This is a genomic window from Pseudomonas sp. NPDC085632 (assembly GCF_044541255.1).
Classification (GTDB): Bacteria; Pseudomonadota; Gammaproteobacteria; order Pseudomonadales; family Pseudomonadaceae; genus Aquipseudomonas.
On sequence record NZ_JBITSX010000003.1, the window covers coordinates 109,212 to 129,466 of the forward strand.

A 20,255-nucleotide genomic window follows, 5' to 3' on the forward strand; every position below is an offset into this window, starting at 1 on the left:
GTTGTTTTTTTCAACTCATCATGAACGCATCCAGTTCCTCATGGCGGGTAATCAGAACCGCAGGCGAAACGCCCAGGGTCAGCGCCAGTACGACGCTGCTGTGCAACAACTCGGTGTTTCGCTCGATATCAAACGCGGCGGTCATCAGATCGCCCAGATGATCGAATGCCTCAAGGATGTCCTGCACGACGGCTTGGCATTGCCGGTCGACTGTGGCCAGGTATTCGTTCATTCGTGCATCCAGGGTGGCCTGAATCCCGGCCGATTGCCCTTTGAGGAATTCAGCAAGCATCTTGCCAGCCACGGAGCCCACTACCGCGCCGATCACGGGAACAGGTATCAGAGCCTGTCCGGCGGCCGTAGCGATACCGACGATGGCCGACTCTGCGCAGACAACAGTGCCCAGGCTAATCAACTCGTCCAGATCAATCCTGCCGGCGTGGTAATCGACGATCAGCGTACTGACCCCTTTCGCGGCGCTGACCACAGCGCCGGCAAAAGGCGCAGCCATGTTTGCATAGTTGGTCATGAGGTAGATCGAGCCGCCGGCGATCGCACCGCCGATTGCTGCCGTGCCTGTATCGATTCCAACATCGGCCCAGTCCTGCGTGTTGAAATCACCCTTGAATACGTTTTTGCCTTCCTTGTATTTGGCGTACAGCGAAGTGGTCAACCCGACGGCACCTCCCACCGCACCTGCGATCGCGGCAGCCTGGGCCGCGCCAGCCAACGACGGGCCGTTTTCGCTGCGAATCTGTTCCTTGCGCTGATCATTGCGGTCGGCCAACGCATTCTCTTCCCGCTCAAGAGTGTCGAACACCTTGCCCTGTTGCGGGTCCGCGTAGTTCTGCAGGCTGGGTTTGACGACGTCCTGGAAAGGTTTGCCAGACGTCTCCTCGATTTCCTTGACCTTTGCCAGGATGGCCCTGACCGACTTATCACTCAGAGGACCGGGATCACCGTTGATGACGCGGGTGATGGTTTCGAACTGGTCCTTGGGAATCTGGTAACAAGAGCCGTCTCTACCGAACGTTTCGTACTTGCTCATATGCTCAAGCACTTCGCCGAGCCCATTGTTGGCACCGTTGATGAACTTCGACTGAACCGCGATACCGTCCAGCAGGAAGTCCTCGGGGGCCGCGCGGCCGACGCCTTCGAACGTCGCAACGAAGTCGCCTTGTTCGACCAGCGAGCGGGCATTGCGCACCCCCACTTCAACCTGCTCGGCAATTTCTCCGTGTTTGGTCAAAGGGTTACCGAGGATCTTTTCGGGGGTTTTCAGAAACGCGCGAACAATATCAATTTGCTCAACCGCTTTGTGCAGCGCTTCATCCTGACCGTTCAGTAACCGGGTAGTGGTCTGGATTCGAATGTTGTTGATTCCGTCCACCAGTTGCGCACTGATCTGGTCGCGGACCGTACCCGTCTCCGTCTGATCGAGCGCCATTATTCAGGCGCCTTGTTCAATAGTTGAGAAAGCGAGTTCATATGGTTGACGAGCGCGCCGAGCATGTTCTTCTGATCAGCATTGAACAGCGAGTAGTTGTTTGGAGCGGTGCGCGTCAAAACACCCAGCAATACATCAATGCCGTCGGCGTGTTGCACGGTGCTCGCGATCATCCGGTCTACCCATTGTCTGGCGACGTTCAATGTCCGGGTGGAGGCTTCGATCTGTGCACGATGCTCGGCAGCCTCTTCGGCAATTTTCCGGTTTTTGCTCCGCGCATACAGACCGCCGCCTACAATGGCTGCGCCACCAATGCCCCAGCCAATGGGACCTGCCAGCGCGAGCAATGCCGATCCTGCAGACATTCCGCCACCGCCCGCCGCCAATGCACCTCCGCCCAACCAGGCAAGCGCAGCGTTGGTGGCGGCGGCGCCCGACAGCCCGGAAATCGCCGCACCGGTGGAAGCAGTGCCGAACGTGGTAGCAACTGCCATTGCGGCCGTCGGTGCGAACGCTGCTGTACCGACACCCGCGGCTACACCAGCAGCCGCCGACGAGCCGGCCGTGAATTCGACCTTGGAGGCTTCGATGTTGAGCTTGTTGACCAAGCCACAAAATGATTGGGCCTCGGCCCTGAAAGTCCCAAAGGACTTTTCGAATTCCTTGGGTGAGTTGGCCAGGTGGTTGATGAACGTCTCGACCGATCTCATCAATTCGGTACTGGCGCGGTGGCGCACGGTATGCAGACCGGTACAGGCTTTCTCGACATCGTCAGCGACAAGCGTCTGACGATTGCGGGCCTTTTCAAGTTGCTCCAGCGCGTTTTTTTTAAGATCACCATTGAACATTGAACGAATTCCATCTCGATTGTGGCAAAGTGCCACATATTAATGGAATCGACAGATATGGCAATTAGCCTTTAACGCCTGACGGCAGAGCAGTTGCGCATTTTTTACAGGGAGAACGAGATGGGTTTCAGGGCGCCTTCAAATCAGATAACGGTGGTGTATGCGGACGGATACGTCAGTGCCGCCAACATCATCGAGGCACGAATCCAGGCGTTTGCCGGGTATACCAGCCGTCTGTGGGATGTCGGCTTTTATGATGCCAACAAGGCCACGCTTGACAGCGATCAGCGGGTCATTTTTCTCGGTGGGCCGGATGAGAATTCGGCGGCCGCCGCTTACGCAAAAGTGTTTTCGAATCAGGAGAAAGCCTTCGGTTGTGTTTACTCCATCGTCGGTTCCAAAGCGCTGATTTACCCTACCGGTGAGGCGCCGGACGATTCGCTCCAACCGGACGACTCCACTCATTTTTATAGCGACAGCTGCGGCAACACGCGCTCCAAAAACAGTTTTTCCTCATTCTCAGGCATCGAATCGTCTTCGGTGTATCAGGCAGTGGCCGGTGTTTTCGGTGGTGGCCTGTTCAACCGGATGCTCAAACCGAAAGTACCCACGCGGCAGGAGCAACTGGAAACCGGTTGCGAAGAGTTCATGCAGCAACGATTCGCCCGCTGGGTCAACTTTGACGCGACCCGGGCAACGCCCTGATATCACTCATCCGTGGCGACAGTAGACCAACGATGCAAGGGTTTTCCCCCGAAGGAGCAATATGACAACGCTGAAACAAGCTGAAGACAAAATGGAAGTTGACGCAACGCTGCGTGAGGCCTATCTCTTCGAAGCCGCGAACAAAAAGGTGATGTTGATCGCCGTGACGGAACAGTCCCGGCTTGGCCAGATCGAAGAAAAGCCTGACTTTGAGTACTATCGCGCCCGCGCAACCAAGCCGGGGACATTCAATAATCAGTTTGATCGATTCGGCAATTGCGTTTCGGTCACGGTCTGCCACCAGACCCATACCGTAATGTTTGGTCCGACCAGTCAGATCCAGATGTACCCGGAAGGGCACGGCCTGGGCCCGGCCTTGATGGCCCGCGTCATCGACTGGCTGCATCGCAAAGGACTACAGAACTACGTCATTCAACCGGGCATGCTTTCTTCTCACACAGTCAATGGCGACAGTGAGCGCCAGCGCCGTAATCAGTTCTACATGAAGGTTGGGTTCGTGCTGAGCGGCAGTGACAAAAATGGTCAAAGCGCGCAAGGTCTTGACGTGCTCAGCGGTCACTTCTCTGCGCCCACGGTCGGTGTCCTGAAGGTACAAAAGGCCTACCTGGATCGACTTGTTCCCTGCTCCGACTTCTATAGCAAACTGAGTACTGAACGGTATGTCGCGCAGCAGAATGTCTGGGATATTCAGAGCCATGTAGCCTGGGCTAAAGGCAGCAGCTGGGCGGCACTGCTGAAGCGTATCGTGCTGTTCATCATGAACTCGCCGATCGACAAACGCTGATTCACTCGCTTAGCGGGCTTGGTTGATCGCCAAGCCTTTTGAGCCTCGTGTATTCAAATCCTGGATGTCGGTTGCAACCGTCAATCCCTCCCCAGGCTGTTCCTGCAACTGTGCCCTCCCGCATCGACCGCTACGCTCAAGCCAGTCGCACGCACCACTGACGACTCGAAATCCGGTTCGGCTAATGTGTCGTCAACGCGCAAAGACTTTAAATCATCCTCGTACCATGCAAACTTTTCGCGTCGGCAGGCGTCCTTTTCTTAAACCCCTTAGCGGCTGATTTCAGCCAAGGATCGGCGATGACCTTCTTCATTTTTCTTCTGGCCTGCGCAGCAGCGGCAACTACCGGCGTGATGTTCAAACCGGGACCGTGGTACGAAACGCTGAACAAACCCGGTTTCACCCCGCCCAATTGGGCGTTCCCCGTGGCCTGGACAATTATCTATCTGCTGCTGGCGTGGGCCGGTTACCGCTTGAGCCTGATCCCCGGCAGCCAGACCGTGCTGGCGCTGTGGGCGGCGCAGATTGCGTTGAACACGCTGTGGACACCAGTGTTTTTTGGCGCGCATCAGGTGTTGGCGGCGATGGTGATTCTCACTGTGTTGTGGCTGGTGGTCGCGGCGATGGTGGTGCTGGCGATACAACTGGACCTGATCACGGGGTTGATCCTGTTTCCTTATCTGGCGTGGCTGTGCGTGGCGGCGGCGTTGAATTTCTCCATCCTGATCAAGAACCGCTGATGAGCAATGCCAATTGGGGTACTGCAACACCGTGGCCGCAGGGCGAGCGCGAGTTGGCGCAGGTGCGTGCTTTCAACAGGAAGCTTGCCTGGCTGCCGCGCTTCAAGATCCGCAATCGCCTGACGCCGCGTTTGATTCAGGCGCTGCTGCGCCTCAGTCAGATGGGCGGCTCCGGCGTGTTGCGCAAGTTTGGTCTGACGGCCGAGCGCAAGCTGATTGATAACGTGCCCGTACGGATAATTCGCCCCCAGGGCACGGCGAAAGGCGTGGTGCTGGATTTTCACGGCGGCGGCTGGGTGATCGGCAATGCGCAGATGGACGACAACTTCAACGCGGCCATCGTCGATACCTGCGAGGTGACGGTGGTTTCGGTCGACTATCGATTAGCGGTTTCGACGCCGATTGAAGGTCTGCTGCAAGACTGCCTCAACGCTACTCGCGGAATATTGCAAGAAGCCGAGTTTGCCGGTCTGCCCGTGGTGGTGGTCGGTGAGTCGGCGGGTGGCCATCTGGCGGCGGCGACCTTGCTGGCGCTGAAGCAATGGCCTGATTTACTGCAACGCATCAGCGGTGCGCTGCTGTATTACGGCGTCTACGACCTCACCGGAACACCCAGCGTACGCAACGCGCCTGCCGACACGTTGGTGCTGGACGGCCCCGGCATGGTCGAGGCGTTGCGCCTGCTGACGCCCGACATGACTGATGAGCAGCGCCGCCAGCCACCGTTGTCTCCGCTGTACGGCGACTTCGCCGGTTTTCCGCCCGCGCTGCTGTTTGCCGGCGAACTCGACCCGCTGCGCGACGACACCCTCGACATCGCCAGGCGTTGGGCGCAATCAGCGCCGGTCGACATGTACGTGTTGCCCTCCTCACCTCACGGTTTTATCCACTTCCCCACGGCCATCGCTCAGGGCGTTCTGGCCTACAGTCGGAAATGGATTTCGGCGCACGTTAAGGCAAATCTTCAGCCCGCTTGAAAACCGGCTGCCCAGGCCAGTTGGCGATACGCCGCGACCAATTGTTCGAGGTTAAACGCCAGATTGCGTCCGCTGGGATTGGGTAGCACCCAGACGGCCGCATGGCCGAAGGTCTCGGGCTGAAGCCCCCAGGCAATGACCTTTTTCCCGGACAGCCCCGAATAAGCCGCTTTGCCGAGAAACGCAACATGCCCGGGTTTGTAGCGGGCAATCTTCTGTTCGAAATCGGCCGCAGCGGCGACAAACTCCTGCGCCGATACTTGATCCGCCCGCGCGGTTGGCCTTGCGACCACCGCCGTCAATCCGCACTGATATTGCAGAATCGAGCGGTCGTTTTCCGGGCGCACTTCTTCGGGTGTAAACCCGGCCAGATGCAACGTGCGCCAGAACCGATTGCTGCGCCCGGCGAAATGATGTCCCTGCGCCGCTGCCAGCAGACCCGGATTGATCCCGCAAAAGACCACTGACAGGTCTTGCGCGAGAATGTCTTCGAGGCCGTTCATGAGCGCGCTCAGCCGCAGATCACGCTGACGGCGTTGCGCACAATCGCGGTCAGTTCTTCACGGGATTTGCCCGCCCGCGCGCGGATCGAAATGCTGTGCAGCAGCGAAGATGCGATCACCGCCAACGCAGCCAGATCACTATCAGGCTTCAGTTCCCCTGTCTCGATCGCCGTTTGCAGGCGTGCTTCCAGATCGGCATCCAACTGGCTCAACCGTGCTGACAGTACGTTGCGGATCTGCGGGTCTTCGACGGCTTCGGTGGTCGCCGTGCCGATGGCAAAGCAACCGCGAGGCTGGCCCTCGCCCGAGAAATAAATCGCCAATTGCCCTTCATAGAAGCTGGTCAGTGCCTGTGCCAGGGTCAGGTTGTTATCGGTCAACACGGTCTGCATGGCGGCGTGCGCGGTGTCCCAATATTGATCCAGCGCCTTGATATAGAGCGCGTGTTTATCGCCGAACGCGGCGTACAGGCTTGGCCGGTTCATGCCGGCGGCTGTGGCGATGCTGTCCAGCGACGCGCCGGAATAACCCGTGTTCCAGAACACGCCAAGTGCCTGCTGCAGCGCCGTGTGCGGGTCATACGCACGAGGCCGGCCACGGCCTTTTCCTTCTGTCGGTTTATTTTGTGCCATGTCGTACAAATTCCTTGCAAGGATGGGAAGTCGCTCATATTCTTACACCATCGCACAAAATTAAGGAACCAGAAATTCCTTGGTCAACAGCTTTGTTGTGGCGCAACTCAAACGAGCTGTAGCAACGACAAACAGCGGAAAGGAGCGATCCTCCCCCACCGCGCACGGATTTGATTTTTCGCAGCCATTAATCACGTCGCGGCCACAGGCGATTGCCCCGGTCGGCCCGATGTCCCGTTTGCGCTTCAGCATTTTGGATAGAGCAGATCATGACCCAGCCAATTGATCTCACCGCAACACATGCCAGCGCCCAGCCGATCCGGGATCTGGCGGACGCCCCGCCAAAAAAACCGCTCAAGCAAAGGCTGCGGCCACTGTTGATGGCCGGCCTGCCCGCGCTGTTCGCGGTCATCGGTTACAGCCAATACCGGGCGAACGAGCCTTACGTCTCCACCGACAACGCCTATGCCCGAGTGGCCAAGGCATCGATCAATGCGCGGGTGTCCGGGCAAGTGGTCGAGATTGCCGTCAACGACAACCAACCCGTGCGCAAAGGTCAGGTGCTGTTTCGCCTCGACCCACAGCCGTTGCAGATTGCAGTCGACCGCGCCGAAGCCCAGTTAGGCAATGCTCGCCTGCGCATCGACGGCCTCAAGGCCAGCTATCGCCAGCAACAAGCCGAACTGCAATCGGCGCGGGCATCGGCGGACTACGATCAGAAAGAATTCGCCCGCAAAAAAGCGCTGGTCGCCAGCGAATTCGTCTCGCGGGCGGCCTATGAGCGCGCCGACACCGATCAGAAAGTCTCGCGCCAACGCATCGCTTCGATCGAGCAACAGATCGCCAGCACCGTAGTCGCCCTCAGTGGTGATCCCGACATCGCCATCGACCGACATCCAACCGTGCGCGAAGCCAAGGCGCAGCTCGACGAAGCGCAGCTCTATCTGTCCTACGCCACAGTGACCGCACCGGCCGACGGCATCGTGGCCAAGGTCGACGACTTACAAGTGGGCAATTACGTCAGCAACGGCACTGCCGCGTTCGCATTGATTTCCGACCATGAGACCTGGGTCGAAGCCAACTTCCGCGAAACCCAGGTCACGCACATGCGCCCCGGCCAGACCGCGACGATCACGCTCGACACCTACCCTGATCGCCCCTTCAAGGCCCACGTGATCAGCATGAGCCCCGGCGCCGGCGCGGACTTCGCCCTGCTGCCGCCGGAGAACGCGACCGGCAACTGGGTGAAGGTGGTGCAGCGGGTGCCGGTACGCCTCGAACTCGACGACGCCGACCCGGCCATGCCGTTGTTCTCGGGCACCAGCGCCACCGTCGAAGTCGACACCGACCACCGCACACCGTGGTGGTATCCACTCAAGTCGTTGCTCAGCGCGGGGTAATGGGAGATGAACAACACGGCTGATCTGCGCGCATTGCGCTTCGTCGCCTTACTGACGACTTATCTGCAATCGATGAACCTGCCATTGCCTAATGCCGCCCTGCGCTTGATACAGGGCAGCCTGTCGATGACTGACGATCAGGCCGGGTGGATTTTCACGGCGTATCTGGCCGCCAGCGCGATCACCTTGCCGATCGCTCAGTGGCTCGCCGCCGCCTTCGGCTTGAAGCGGGTTTATCAGATTGCCCTGGTGCTGTTTGCCCTCGGTCTGTGGCTCGGCACGTTAGCGAGTACGCCGCTGGAATTCATCGCCGCGCGCATTCTGCAAGGTCTGGCCAGCGGCATATTGGCGCCGCTGTCGATGGCGATTGCCCTGGAAACCCTGACGGCGGAAAAGCGTCCTGCGTTCGGCGCGAAATGGACAGCGCTAGTATTGTTCGGCATCGTCAGCGGCCCGAGCATCGGCGGCCTGATCTGCGAGTACTTTGACTGGCGGCCGATGTTCTACCTCAGCCTGCCGCTCATCGCGTATATCTTCATGGTGGTGGCGTTGCTGCTGGCCGAGAAAAAAGCCGAGCAGCGTCCGCCCTACGATTTCTTCGGCTTCGCCACCTTCACCCTTGGCATGATCGGCCTGCAGATGCTCCTCGACCGTGGCGAGCGTCTGGACTGGTTCGACTCGCTGGAAATCTGGATTGAAGCGCTGGCCTGCGGGCTCGGGCTGTACCTGTTCATCGTGCATCGGTGGACGGCCAAGGTGCACTTCGTCAGCAAGGCGTTGCTCAGCGATCGCAACTTCGTGCTGTCGACAGTGATGTTCTTCGCCCTCGGTTTCGTGCTGCTGTCGACCATGGCGCTGACCTCGCCGATGCTCGACGAAATCATGGGCTACCCGCCAGACACCACCGGTTTTCTGACCATTCCGCGCGGCTTCGGCCTGGTCGGCGCGTTCCTGCTGATGGTGCGTGCGCCGGGCTGGATCGACACCCGCGTGTTCATCTCCGCCGGCCTTGCGCTGGTGGTCTACGCCAATTGGCTGATGCTCGGTTACTCGCCCTTGATGGACTGGACACCCGTGGCATGGAGCGGATTCATTCAAGGCGTCGGGCTCGGCGTGTTGATGCCGGCGTTGAGCAAGGTCGCCTTCAGCACGCTCAACCCGGCATCGCGCGCGGAAGCCGCTGGCCTGTTCAACCTGATGCGGGTTTATGGCAGCACCCTCGGTGTGGCGGTGGTGCAGATCTTTTTCTTCAACAACACCCAGGCGATGCACATGGCGCTGGTCAGCCAACTGACGCCCTATCGCCTGACGCTGCCGACTTCGCTGCCGGCGCTGGAACACTTGAACCACCTGGTGACCCATCAGGCCGCGTTCGTCGCGGTGATGGGGCAGTTCAAGATTCTGATGCTGGCGATGCTCGTGGTGAGTCCGCTGGTGTTGTGGCTGCGCAAACCTGCTGCCGCCAATTGATCTTTGTGGAGTACGCAACATGAAAACGTCTACGCGCTTCACTCGTTCTGCAATTCCCGGCACTTTCAGCGCACTGGCCCTGATGGTGATGCTGTCGGCCTGCACCGTCGGCCCGGACTTTCAACGCCCCGGCACTGGTTCGTCAACGCACTATGATGAGCAAGCCGAGCAGTCGACCGGTGCTCAGCGTTTCGACATGGGCCAACGCATTCACGGCGATTGGTGGACGGCGCTGCGCTCGCCGAAGCTCGACCAGGTGATGCGCCGCGCCATCGACGGCAACCTTGAACTGGTCGCCGCTGACGCAACGTTGCGTCAGGCCGCCGCGTCTGTTGCCGCAGCAGAAGGCGCGCTGTACCCACAAGTGGATTTTGCGGCAGCGGGCGGTCGGCAACGCACACACAACGGGCCGCAGCCAAGCGTTGCCAATGTCTACGCCATCGGTCCACGTGTTGCATTCGATCTGGATGCTTTCGGTGGCATCAAGCGTGAAGTCGAAGGCCAGCAGGCGCTGGCCGATTTGCACAAACATCGCTACGAAGCGGCCTATCTCACCTTGACCGGCGAAGTGGCCCGGCAGGCGTTACTCATCGCCTCGGCCAATGCGCAGATCGCGGCGGTGCAAACGCTACTGGCCAATGACACGAAAAACCTTGATCTGGTGCGCCGCGCCCAACAGAGCGGCAGCACCACGCGCATCGATGTTTCACTGGCCGAAACCCGCCTCGCTCAGGATCGTACCCTGCTGCCGCCCCTCGCCCAACAGCGCGATGCGGCGCGGCATGCCTTGTCGATCCTGGCCGGTAAAGGCCCGGCTGACTGGATCACTCCAGACTTCACCCTCAATGACTTTGCCCTGCCAGCGACGCTGCCGGTCAGCCTGCCCTCGGAAACCGCGCGCACCCGCCCGGACATCTTGCAGGCCGAAGCCGAACTGCACATGGCCAGTGCGGCCGTGGGCGTGGCGACGGCCAATCTCTACCCGCGCATCGAACTCTCGGCCTCACTGGCGCAAGCCGCTTCCGGCAATGGCGGTGCCGCACTGTGGGGATTTGCTGGCGGACTGACCGCGCCAATCTTCAATGGCGGCACGTTGAAAGCCGAGCGTCAGGCGGCTGTCGATGGCTACAACGCCTCGCTCGCGCGCTATCAGCAGACGGTGATTGAGTCGTTCGGCCAGGTCGCGGACAGCTTGCAGGCGATCCATCACGGCGCCGAACAAAATCTCGCGCAGGACGATGCATTGCGGGCCGCGGACAGCAGCTTGCGCCTCAACCAACAGGCTTACGCCCAAGGCGAAAACAGCGTACTGCAAGTGCTCGAAGCCGAGCGTGCCTACGAGCAAGCGTTGCTCGGGCAGATTCAGGTGAAGACCGCGCGCTATCTCGACACCGTGCAGTTGTTCGTGGCGCTGGGCGGCAACGCCGTCGGCGCTTTCGAGCAAAAACTTGCCGCCCGTGCAGGCAAAGAACACACACCACTGTAACCACTGACACTGGAGAAAAACCATGACCTATGAAGCCTTTCACGATGCGCTTCGCGACACCCGCTGGCCGCTGAACAACGGTGCAGGCTCGATGCCGGCCGTTGGCTTTGGCACCTTGTTCCGCGATTTGAGCACCACCACTGAAGCGGTCAAATGCGCGCTGGAGGTGGGTTTCCGCCATTTCGACTGCGCCGAGCGCTATCGCAATGAAACGCAGATCGGCGTGGCTTTTCAGCAGGTCTTCGCTGCCGGCCAGATTCGCCGTGAAGACGTGTTCATCACCACCAAACTGTGGAACACCAACCACCGGCCCGAGCGGGTCAAACCGGCCTTTGAGGCAAGTTGTCAGCGTCTGCAAACCGACTACATCGATTGCTACCTGATCCACACGCTATTCGCCTTTCAGGCGGGGGATGATCAGGACCCACGTGACGTGTTCGGCCATGTTATCTACGATGGCGAAGTCACTTTGCTCGACACCTGGCGTGCGCTGGAAAGTCTGGTGGATGAAGGACGCTGCAAATCCATCGGCCTGTCGGACATTACGCTGGAAGCGTTGAAAGAGATCGTCGCGCAGGCGCGGATCAAACCGGCCGTGGTACAGATCGAGTCGCACCCGTATCTGCCGGAATGGGAAATGCTCGAGTTCTGCCAACAGCACGGCATCATTCTTCTGGCGTTCGCGCCGTTGGGCCATGGGATGGAGCCGAATGTGCTGGAGGATGTGGTGCTGAGCGGAATTGCCCGGCATGTGCAGAAGACTCCGGCGCAAGTGGCGCTGGCGTGGGCCGTGCAGCGTGGCACGGCGTTTCTGACGACCTCGGCGACGCCAGCGCATATTCAGGAGAATTTTGATGTTGCGACATTGCCGCAGCGGGCGATGCGTGAAATCAGGGAAGACATCAGCACACGGATCCGCTTCAATTCGGTGGTGGAAACCGGGGTGCCGGGGTTTATTCCTGGGCGTAAATCTTGAAGTTTGTGGCGTGACGCTGAGTGTAGCCCTCACCCCCCGCCCTCTCCCTGAGGGAGAGGGCGCCTGATCGCGTGCTATTCAAATCCTGAGTTCGACTTGATATTTCAAGACACCACGGTCAGTCCCCTCTCCCTCCGGGAGAGGGTTAGGGTGAGGGGCTGCCATTGAAAGTGAACACCGACTCACCAACACCACACAACCCACCATAAGGCGGAACAACGATGGACGTTTTCCAGAGCATGCGTTTCTTCGTCGCCGTCGCGCAAAGCGGCAGCTTTACGGCGGCCGCCGAGTTGCTCGACACCACCACAACCAACGTCTCCAAAGCCGTGTCCGCCCTCGAAGCCCGCCTGCATACGCGCCTGATCAACCGCACCACTCGCCGTCTCGCCCTGACCGAAGCGGGCCTGCGCTACCTGCAACGCTGCGAACGCATACTCGACGATGTCCGCGAGGCCGACGAGGAAGCCGGCACCGCACAAACCCTGCCCGTGGGCCGCTTGAAGATCCACGCGATGTCGGCCATCGGCAACCACTACGTGATCGACGCCATCGCCCGCTATCGCGAGATTCACCCCACGGTGATGTTCGACCTGACCCTGACCAACCGCGTACCGGACCTGCTCGAAGAAGGCTACGACATGTCCATCGTACTGGCCCGTGAACTGCCGGATTCCGGCTTCGTCGCGCAACGGCTGGGCATCACCTACAGCATCCTCTGCGCGTCGCCGGCTTATCTGGAAAAACGCGACATACCCCACTCGCCCGACGCCCTGGCCGAACATGAGTGCCTGCGCATCGTCAACACGGTAATGCCGGTGGAGCACTGGACGTTTGAGGGGCCGCAAGGCATGGAGACCATCACTATTCCCGTGTCGCCTTTCCATATCAATACCGCCGACGGCATGACCATCGCGATCAGAAAAGGCATGGGCATCGGCATTCAGCCGATAGCTTCGGCCGTGGATGGGCTACGGGCGGGGACGTTGGTGCGGGTGTTGCCGGAGTACCGGCTGGAGGAGTTGAACCTGTTCGCGATCTATCCGTCGCGCAAGTTCGTTGATGCGAAGACCAGAACCTGGGTGGATTTTCTCAAGCAATCGATCCCGGAATTACTGGCATCGGACGAAGATATTGCGGGAGCAAGAAAGCCCTGAGCGCAGCAGACAAGGAGTGTCGACCCTCCCTTCTCTGCACTGAATCAACTGGAGCAGCCAGTGCCCATCACCTGGTATTGCAGAACATGGCGCTCGCCATGGGAATCCTCGTAAGTCATCTGTACCGGCACCGGCGCGCATTCATTGGCCGGCTCGGTGATCGAGATCACATGCTCGATGTCGAGTTTGGTCGAGTAGCCATAGGTTTCGACCGGCAGGTTTTGCGTCGGCGCCGAATCCGCGTAGGCCTGTGCGCCCAGACTGCCAAGCAGTAACGCCATTGCGATTTTCATTGTGTTCATGATGTTCACCGTCTCGTTGAGTGGGCCGCTTCAGCGTGATTGCTGCTGGCCTGGAGACGATGCTAGGGAGTGACGGTGGCGGGAAAAATCGGGCGGCGGGACAAACACTGTTGCCGAATCGAGGGTGAATACCTCGATTCGGTTCTCGAGGGTGCTCCGCCACAGCGAGTGGCTCACCGGCTTAACTCAAGGGTCGGGGTTCACGTAAGATCTGTCCACAACTCCTTGACCGAGGAGACAGGCTCATGAATACGAAGGGATAACGTGAACCTAAGAGAAGAAATCGAGAGGATTTTTGAGGGCAATGCCTTCGCCAGGCCGCTTTACTATTCCTACCCCGGAGGACTGCGCTTCGAGCTCTCCGAAACCGGTGGGATCATTGAGCAGTTCCAGACCGCCCTACGAAAATCGACAACGATCTGTGGCGATATCTTTTCTGACGCCGCAACGTTTGTAGTGTGTCTGCGCACTCACTCAGGCAACCATGGATTTATGCATCGGGCCGCGATTCAGGCATTTCGATCTGCAGGCGTTGATTTCCCTCCTGAACGCTCAGTCTGGAGTGAGGAGATAGATGTCGAAGAATGGTATTGCGAAGAAGAGCCTGAGTACTGGATCAACATCGCGTTCGAAACGCCGATCACAAGCCTTCAAGCATTTCTCTGGTGCGCGTTGACTAAAGATTTTGGCGCTATTGAGCCCAATCCCCACTGTGATGTGTATCTGTTCAATCTGCCGAAACAGGTCATGGTTTTCCCTACGACGACAGAGGCATGGATGTCGTCGGCCCTAATGCACCGCTGCTTTCGCAACTGTACGAGCGGCACAATCAATACCTGCTGGACTATGACCGCTCGGCCATGGATGCCACGTTCGCAGGAGCGCGTTAGTCGCTACACCGGGCGCTGGCATCAGCGACGAATCCAAAAAGGGAGCTTTTGGGCGTGAACAATACTGGGGGCGCAATATGGAAATAGATCGTCTGCTCAAGAAGCGGCAACTCAATGTGCAGGAACAGAATGCGGTGACTGCCCATCGCCTGACGGAAACCGCTCGATTCTGGCGTGATACCAATATTCCCGAGGCCTTGGCACGTTTCGGCGAGCGCCAAGGTGTTGATTGGTCAGAAACCGTCGTACTCGATCTTGAAGTCGACTTTCCCGGAATGCCACGGCTGTATGGCTTGATCCTCGATCAAGCGGAACGGTTCATAGCGTTTCAAATTGACACCGACGGTGATCATCAACACGTAGAGTTCGTAAGCCAATGGGAGGATGTCTCGGCGCATCAGAACTATTCGGCTTCCGAGCGCGGCACTGGCAAAGGCTTTGCTGTGCTTGCGTTGCAGGTCAGGCGGGAAGTGCTTGCACAACGATAGGCGCCGGTTTTCAGGCAAGCGCGGTCATGCGTGATCAGCGCCTAACGAAACTTCCCACTCCAACGCTTGAACGCCCGCCGCCCGCACAAAACACCCCAGCACAACCACAGCCCAGCACCCGTCGAGGCAATAAAAACGGCAATGGCCATCAGCAGATAAAAACCGAAGCGCCACGGCTGTTGACCGAAGACCAAGTGCTCGCGGACTTTGGAAACGCCTCGCCCCGTCGTGACGTCGAACTGCCAAAGGGTCGCGGCGTTGTGTATCACATCAGCACTGGCCAATGCCCCGAGCAGACATAACAGCGCACCGATGAGCGAGTAGAAGCGAATTCGATAATTCGGGATCACGTACGTTTCCTCTCCCTGGAAGGCCGACAATCACCGCGCTCAGGCGATGTAGAAGAAGTAAAGCGCCAAGCCAAGCAACTGCATGAGCAGCAGAATGGAAAGCAAATGATTACACCCCTTCCAGACGTTGCTCACCGGTTTGTTTCTGGCGACTCGGTAACGCAGGTAACTGTCGAGTGAAAGCGACGCCGTGGGGATCAACACGAACAAAAACGTCAAAAAGAAATTAAACATTTCCTTTGCCCATCGACTCCCAACATGAAACCGGATTTGTTCGCTGCATCGTGCGCTGCTCAAGTCGTCTGAGCAGACAGCTTAGCTGATCGGCATGTGCCCGGAATCCTTGGGGTTGTGCACCGCAGTGATCCCGGGCGATACCACTCGTTGGGGACCAGTCAGTGACATGCAAACCCGCAACACCGCCATTAAGTGGCAAAATCCCCTGACCCTGATGATTTCGGAGACCACAATGCTTCGCGTGTTTGAACAACGGCTCGACCCATTTCCTCCCGACGAAGCACCGCCTCCACCCGTCGGCCTGATGCGGTTCCTGTGGGCCTGCACGCGCGGCGCACGCGGTTATATCCTCGCGCTGGCGCTGCTCAGTGCCGGCGTGTCGATCTATGAAGCCTGGCTGTTTTCCTTTCTCGGTCAGGTCGTCGATCTGCTCTCGACGTGGCAGGCCGGCGGCGGTGTCAACGCGCAGGAAAGCCGCGTGCTGTGGGGCATCGGCATCGTGTTGTTCATCAGCATCGGCCTGGTGGCGCTGCGCACCATGGTTCAGCACCAGATCCTCGCGATCAATTTACCGTTGCGGCTGCGCTGGGACTTCCATCGGCTGATGCTGCGGCAAAGCCTGTCGTTCTTCTCCGATGAGTTTTCCGGACGGGTCACGACCAAGGTCATGCAGACCGCACTGGCCGTGCGCGAAGTGTTGTTTACGCTGATCGAAATCGCACCGGGCATCGGCGTTTACTTCATTGCGATTATCGCCTTGGCTGGCGGCTTCGCCCTGAAACTCATGCTGCCGTTCATTGCTTGGCTCGCATTATTCGGGCTGGCCATGGTTTATTTTGTGCCGCGCCTGGGGAAGGTCGGCCAGGAACAGGCCGATGCTCGATCATCGATGACCGGGCGCATTGCCGACGCCTACACCAACATCACCACGGTCAAACTGTTCTCGCACTCCAAACGCGAAGCGCACTTCGCCCGCGCGGCGATGGAGGATTTCAAGCTCACCGGTTTTCGCCAGATGCGTCTGGTCAGCCAATTCGAAATCGTCAATCAGGCGCTGGTGGTCGGGCTGATTATCGGTGCCGGTGGCTATGCCCTGTGGCTGTGGCATCTGGGTCAGGTCGGCACCGGGGCCGTGGCGGCGATCACCGCCATGGCGCTGCGCATCAATGGTATGTCGCACTGGATCATGTGGCAGATGACGTCGCTGTTCGAAAACATCGGCACCGTGCAGGACGGCATGGCCACCCTCACCCGTGGCCCCAAAGTGCAGGACGCGCCGAACGCCACTGTGTTGGTGCCTGCCGGCGGCGCGGTGTCTTTTGACAAGGTCAATTTCAACTACAACGGCGAACGCCAGGTCCTCGACAATTTGAGCCTGAACATCCGCGCCGGCGAAAAAATCGGTCTGGTCGGCCGTTCCGGTGCGGGCAAATCGACGCTGATCAATCTGCTGCTGCGTTTTTACGATGTCGACAGCGGTGAGATCCGTATCGACGGGCAAAACATCGCGCACGTGACCCAAGACAGTCTGCGCAGCGCAATCGGCATGGTCACCCAGGACACGTCGCTGCTGCATCGCTCGATTCGCGACAACATCGCCTACGGCCGCCCGGACGCTACCGACGAAGACATCCGCCGCGCCGCCGCCAATGCCCAGGCCGACGGTTTCATCAGCCAACTGAGCGACAAGCAAGGGCACAGCGGCTACGACACCCTGGTCGGTGAACGCGGCATCAAACTCTCCGGCGGCCAGCGCCAACGCATCGCCATCGCCCGGGTGATGCTCAAGAACGCGCCGATCCTGCTGCTCGACGAAGCCACCAGTGCGCTGGACTCTGAAGTCGAGGTGGCCATTCAGGAAAGCCTCGATGAAATGATGCAGGGTAAAACCGTGATCGCCATTGCTCATCGGCTGTCGACGATTGCGGCGATGGATCGACTGATTGTCATGGATGAGGGGCGGATTATCGAGCAAGGCACCCACACTGAGTTACTCAACAGAAACGGCATTTATGCGCGGCTCTGGCAGCATCAGAGTGGTGGGTTTCTGGGTGAGGAGCAGGGTGTGGCGGCGGCGATGGATCAGGCATGAGGTATTCAAAAGGCTCAGGCCGGCCACCGACGCATCTCACGTTGATCAGTTCCTTGGACGCCGATACCGGCAGCCTGGTGTTTGCCCACACCGAAGTCGGGGAGCACAGAGTGCATTACACATCACGTGTCGAGTTGCTGAGCCTGCTCAACAGCCTTTTGCGTCAGCGCGTGCCCATTGCTGTCGGGGGCATGCTCCCGGGACCTGCCGACGAAGTCGACAGGTTAATAGCGAACGAAGTACTTGAAGGGCCGCACATAGAGCTGTCCTGGTCCGGCCCCGGGCAATGGACCCTGCGCGAAATCGACGGCACTGCTGGGCAATGGCGATTAGTCGCTGACACTCGAAGTATGGCCAATGTGTCATTCGATCCGGAGTCGCTGAAATTCTCAGGCCGGTAGAGGACGGCATCGGCCAAAAAGCGGCCATGCAAGGCGCCCAGGTAACACAGGATTACCCACGCCTTCATGGCTAAGCTTTCAACCCATCGGCACCGCAAACACCGCACTGGCTCGCGCAACCGTGCGCTCCCCGACATGCAAACTAACCGCCGCAAACGCCAGTTGCCGGCCTTTTTTCGAGTACTCCAGACGCACTTCCAGCCACTCGTTCATTTTCACGGCGCCGAGATAATCCAGGGTCATGCTCGCCGTGATCAATGGCTGCGGAGGGTCGCTGGAAAAGGCCATGGCGTAGCCCATCCCGACATCGGCCAATGTCGCCAATACCCCGCCATGCAAGGTGCCACGGCCGTTGGCATGGCGTGCGTCAGTCAACAAACCCAGCTCCAATTGCAGCCCGCTGCCGCGCGCGTAGATCGGGCCCAGCAAATCCAGCAACGGGCTGCTGCGGGTAAACGGGGTGAAACCCTCGGGAATTGCGCTGGCGTCCATGATTCCTCCGTGCGCCGGCGACTACCGGCGTCATTGACCTGAATACTTCGGTTCAGTGGGAGGGTTTATGGGCGAACACGTGACGGGGCAAGCACTATACGGATGCGGAATCTGCGGTGATAAAGCCCGACGTCCTCAAAAGATCAGCGCAAACCGCTCCCTTTTTTACCCCACCGATGTAACTCGCGCCGCCGGCGCAGGATGACGCGACGTCACCAGGCCAATAAAGGAAATCGCCAACGCCAGACCGATCGTTGTGGTGACTTCGGTGCGGTGTTCCGGGGTGATCATCATCACCGCCAGCGCGGCACAGATAAACACGATTACCAGCCATGTCAGCCAGGGAAACAGCCACATGCGAAAGGTCAGCTCGACGTTGCGCTGGCGCAGTATCCGCCGCATGCGCAACTGCGATACCGCAATGGCGAGGTACACCAGCAAGGCAATCGCGCCGGAACTGGCCAGCAGGAATTGAAACAGCCCGGCAGGCATGAAATAGCTCCATACGGTGATCAATGCACCCAGCACGGTACTGGCGATGACAGCTGCGCGCGGCACGCCCGCCGACGAAGTCACCTTGAGCATCTTCGGCGCATCGCCACGACGACCGAGCGAGAACAACATGCGCGAAGCAATGTAGATCGAGGAGTTCATGCAACTGGCCACAGCGATCAGTACGACGACGTCGACCATGAACTTGGCGTGGGGAATGTTCATGATTTCCAGGGCGCGCTGATAAGAGCCGACCGAGGCCAGCAACGGATCATTCCACGGCACCACGGAGATCACCACGAAGATCGACAGTAGATAAAACACGCCGATACGCCAGATCACCGAGCGCGTGGCCTTGGCAATGTTTCGCGACGGGTCGTTGGATTCGGCGGCGGCGATGGTCACCGCTTCGGTGCCGATGAAGCTGAACATGATGGTGATGAACGCGCCGACAACCGCCGACAGACCGTTGGGCGCAAATCCGCCGTGGTCGGCCATCAACCCGCTCAAGCCACTGACTTCCCTGTCGGGAATCCAGCCCATCAGCACGGCAAACCCGACACCGATGAAACCGATGATCGCTACGACCTTGGCCATGGCGAACCAGAACTCGAATTCACCGTACTTGGACACGCTGAACAGGTTGGTCACCACCAGCGCAATGATCGAGCCCAACGCAAACAGCCAGGCATCGACCTGAGGAAACCATTGGTTCAAAACATGGCCGGCCGCCAATGCTTCGATGGGAATCACCAACACCCAGAACCACCAATAGAGCCAACCAATGGTGAACCCCGCCCAGCGCCCGATCGCTTGATCGGCATAGGTCGAGAACGAGCCGGTGTCCGGATTGGCCACCGCCATTTCGCCGAGCATGCGCATGACCAGCACGACGAGCAGACCCGAGAACAGATAAGCCAGCAGCACCGCCGGCCCCGCTGCGGCAATGGCATGCCCCGAGCCGACGAACAAACCGGCGCCGATAATCCCGGCGATGGACAGCATGGTGACGTGACGAGGCTTGAAGCCCTGCGCCAATTGGCTACTCGAATCCATGGAGTTCGGGCTGATCATTGGTTTTTTTATTCTCTGCTGATCGACATTTGAGCGAGTTGATGTGAGCAGACGATCATCATCGTTGCCTGTAGAACTCCCCGAAAGAAGCCTCCCTCAACCGCCGCAGTTCCTATCAACCCCATGATCTGTATGGGGTTATCTTGACTTAAAGACACCTCACCTTACCCGGCCTGTCCGAGGAGTCAGTAGCCTGATTGCGCCATGATCGTGTCTGATATCGACATTCGAGAACTATATGTTCACGATAAAAACTGGCTGGTCACCTCGCGCACATTGCAACCTGTGTTC

22 protein-coding genes are annotated in these 20,255 nt (G+C 59.0%); 13 read left to right on the top strand and 9 right to left on the bottom strand.

Annotation, left to right across the window (positions count from 1 at the left end; translation table 11 throughout):
- Positions 1-10: 10 nt before the first annotated feature.
- Together ACIF4X_RS04005 and ACIF4X_RS04010 are read right to left on the bottom strand one after the other, a co-directional pair.
- Positions 11-1,447 carry a hypothetical protein gene (locus ACIF4X_RS04005; RefSeq protein ID WP_397481020.1) on the bottom strand — a complete coding sequence of 479 codons (1,437 nt, stop codon included), beginning with the start codon at positions 1,445-1,447 and terminating at the stop codon, positions 11-13.
- Complete coding sequence (locus ACIF4X_RS04010) at positions 1,447-2,295, bottom strand: hypothetical protein (protein ID WP_397481021.1); 849 nt, start codon at positions 2,293-2,295, stop codon at positions 1,447-1,449. Before ACIF4X_RS04010 ends, ACIF4X_RS04005 begins: the two co-directional genes overlap by 1 nt.
- A gap of 93 nt (positions 2,296-2,388) precedes the next feature.
- Here ACIF4X_RS04010 and ACIF4X_RS04015 point away from each other — a divergent pair, with 93 nt between their 5' ends.
- From ACIF4X_RS04015 to ACIF4X_RS04030, 4 genes are all read left to right on the top strand, one after another.
- The gene (locus ACIF4X_RS04015) at positions 2,389-3,000 is read left to right on the top strand and encodes a hypothetical protein (protein ID WP_397481022.1); all 612 of its coding nucleotides are present in this window, start codon (positions 2,389-2,391) and stop codon (positions 2,998-3,000) included.
- A 61-nt stretch (positions 3,001-3,061) separates the two neighbouring features.
- The gene (locus ACIF4X_RS04020) at positions 3,062-3,805 is read left to right on the top strand and encodes a hypothetical protein (RefSeq protein WP_397481023.1); all 744 of its coding nucleotides are present in this window, start codon (positions 3,062-3,064) and stop codon (positions 3,803-3,805) included.
- A 299-nt stretch (positions 3,806-4,104) separates the two neighbouring features.
- Positions 4,105-4,545, top strand: a complete 441-nt coding sequence (locus ACIF4X_RS04025; RefSeq protein WP_077572574.1) for a TspO/MBR family protein — start codon at positions 4,105-4,107, stop codon at positions 4,543-4,545.
- Positions 4,545-5,522 carry an alpha/beta hydrolase gene (locus ACIF4X_RS04030; RefSeq protein ID WP_397481024.1) on the top strand — a complete coding sequence of 326 codons (978 nt, stop codon included), beginning with the start codon at positions 4,545-4,547 and terminating at the stop codon, positions 5,520-5,522. The genes ACIF4X_RS04025 and ACIF4X_RS04030 overlap by 1 nt, the downstream gene beginning before the upstream one ends.
- On the opposite strand, the gene mug is transcribed toward ACIF4X_RS04030, so the two are convergent.
- On the bottom strand, positions 5,510-6,025 hold the full coding sequence (mug, locus tag ACIF4X_RS04035; protein ID WP_397481025.1) for a G/U mismatch-specific DNA glycosylase: 516 nt from the start codon (positions 6,023-6,025) through the stop codon (positions 5,510-5,512). The two genes, ACIF4X_RS04030 and mug, sit on opposite strands and share 13 nt — an antisense overlap.
- Positions 6,026-6,033: 8 nt before the next feature.
- Complete coding sequence (locus tag ACIF4X_RS04040) at positions 6,034-6,657, bottom strand: TetR/AcrR family transcriptional regulator (protein ID WP_397481026.1); 624 nt, start codon at positions 6,655-6,657, stop codon at positions 6,034-6,036.
- A gap of 269 nt (positions 6,658-6,926) precedes the next feature.
- On the opposite strand from ACIF4X_RS04040, the gene ACIF4X_RS04045 reads away from it, so the two are divergent.
- From ACIF4X_RS04045 to ACIF4X_RS04065, 5 genes are all read left to right on the top strand, one after another.
- Positions 6,927-8,057 carry an HlyD family secretion protein gene (locus tag ACIF4X_RS04045; protein WP_397481027.1) on the top strand — a complete coding sequence of 377 codons (1,131 nt, stop codon included), beginning with the start codon at positions 6,927-6,929 and terminating at the stop codon, positions 8,055-8,057.
- Positions 8,058-8,063: 6 nt separating this feature from the next.
- Positions 8,064-9,527, top strand: a complete 1,464-nt coding sequence (locus ACIF4X_RS04050; RefSeq protein WP_397481028.1) for an MFS transporter — start codon at positions 8,064-8,066, stop codon at positions 9,525-9,527.
- 19 nt (positions 9,528-9,546) lie between these two features.
- Positions 9,547-11,013: an efflux transporter outer membrane subunit gene (locus ACIF4X_RS04055; RefSeq protein WP_397481029.1), complete on the top strand. Its 1,467-nt coding sequence runs from the start codon at positions 9,547-9,549 to the stop codon at positions 11,011-11,013.
- Positions 11,014-11,035: 22 nt separating this feature from the next.
- On the top strand, positions 11,036-11,989 hold the full coding sequence (locus ACIF4X_RS04060; protein WP_397481030.1) for an aldo/keto reductase: 954 nt from the start codon (positions 11,036-11,038) through the stop codon (positions 11,987-11,989).
- Between the two features lie 221 nt (positions 11,990-12,210).
- The gene (locus ACIF4X_RS04065; protein WP_397481031.1) at positions 12,211-13,146 is read left to right on the top strand and encodes a LysR family transcriptional regulator; all 936 of its coding nucleotides are present in this window, start codon (positions 12,211-12,213) and stop codon (positions 13,144-13,146) included.
- A 44-nt stretch (positions 13,147-13,190) separates the two neighbouring features.
- Here ACIF4X_RS04065 and ACIF4X_RS04070 read toward each other — a convergent pair whose 3' ends face one another.
- Positions 13,191-13,448: a DUF2790 domain-containing protein gene (locus ACIF4X_RS04070; protein WP_397481032.1), complete on the bottom strand. Its 258-nt coding sequence runs from the start codon at positions 13,446-13,448 to the stop codon at positions 13,191-13,193.
- A 773-nt stretch (positions 13,449-14,221) separates the two neighbouring features.
- Between ACIF4X_RS04070 and ACIF4X_RS04075 the strand changes: the two genes are divergently transcribed.
- Together ACIF4X_RS04075 and ACIF4X_RS04080 are read left to right on the top strand one after the other, a co-directional pair.
- A complete protein-coding gene (locus ACIF4X_RS04075; RefSeq protein WP_397481033.1) occupies positions 14,222-14,338 on the top strand; it encodes a DUF3885 domain-containing protein in 117 nt (38 codons plus the stop codon).
- A gap of 77 nt (positions 14,339-14,415) precedes the next feature.
- Positions 14,416-14,826: a hypothetical protein gene (locus tag ACIF4X_RS04080; RefSeq protein ID WP_397481034.1), complete on the top strand. Its 411-nt coding sequence runs from the start codon at positions 14,416-14,418 to the stop codon at positions 14,824-14,826.
- A 41-nt stretch (positions 14,827-14,867) separates the two neighbouring features.
- Here ACIF4X_RS04080 and ACIF4X_RS04085 read toward each other — a convergent pair whose 3' ends face one another.
- Both ACIF4X_RS04085 and ACIF4X_RS04090 read right to left on the bottom strand, forming a co-directional pair.
- The gene (locus ACIF4X_RS04085; protein ID WP_397481035.1) at positions 14,868-15,176 is read right to left on the bottom strand and encodes a hypothetical protein; all 309 of its coding nucleotides are present in this window, start codon (positions 15,174-15,176) and stop codon (positions 14,868-14,870) included.
- 39 nt (positions 15,177-15,215) lie between these two features.
- Entirely contained in the window at positions 15,216-15,410 is a 195-nt protein-coding gene (locus tag ACIF4X_RS04090; protein ID WP_093433302.1) for a hypothetical protein, read from the bottom strand.
- 235 nt (positions 15,411-15,645) lie between these two features.
- On the opposite strand from ACIF4X_RS04090, the gene ACIF4X_RS04095 reads away from it, so the two are divergent.
- Entirely contained in the window at positions 15,646-17,505 is a 1,860-nt protein-coding gene (locus ACIF4X_RS04095) for an ABC transporter ATP-binding protein (RefSeq protein WP_397481036.1), read from the top strand.
- Positions 17,502-17,906, top strand: coding sequence for a hypothetical protein (locus ACIF4X_RS04100; protein WP_397481037.1), 405 nt, complete (start codon positions 17,502-17,504; stop codon positions 17,904-17,906). Before ACIF4X_RS04095 ends, ACIF4X_RS04100 begins: the two co-directional genes overlap by 4 nt.
- 78 nt (positions 17,907-17,984) lie before the next feature.
- On the opposite strand, the gene ACIF4X_RS04105 is transcribed toward ACIF4X_RS04100, so the two are convergent.
- Both ACIF4X_RS04105 and gabP read right to left on the bottom strand, forming a co-directional pair.
- Positions 17,985-18,398: a PaaI family thioesterase gene (locus tag ACIF4X_RS04105; protein ID WP_397481038.1), complete on the bottom strand. Its 414-nt coding sequence runs from the start codon at positions 18,396-18,398 to the stop codon at positions 17,985-17,987.
- A 165-nt stretch (positions 18,399-18,563) separates the two neighbouring features.
- Complete coding sequence (gene gabP, locus ACIF4X_RS04110; RefSeq protein WP_397481039.1) at positions 18,564-19,964, bottom strand: GABA permease; 1,401 nt, start codon at positions 19,962-19,964, stop codon at positions 18,564-18,566.
- Between the last annotated feature and the right edge of the window lie 291 nt (positions 19,965-20,255).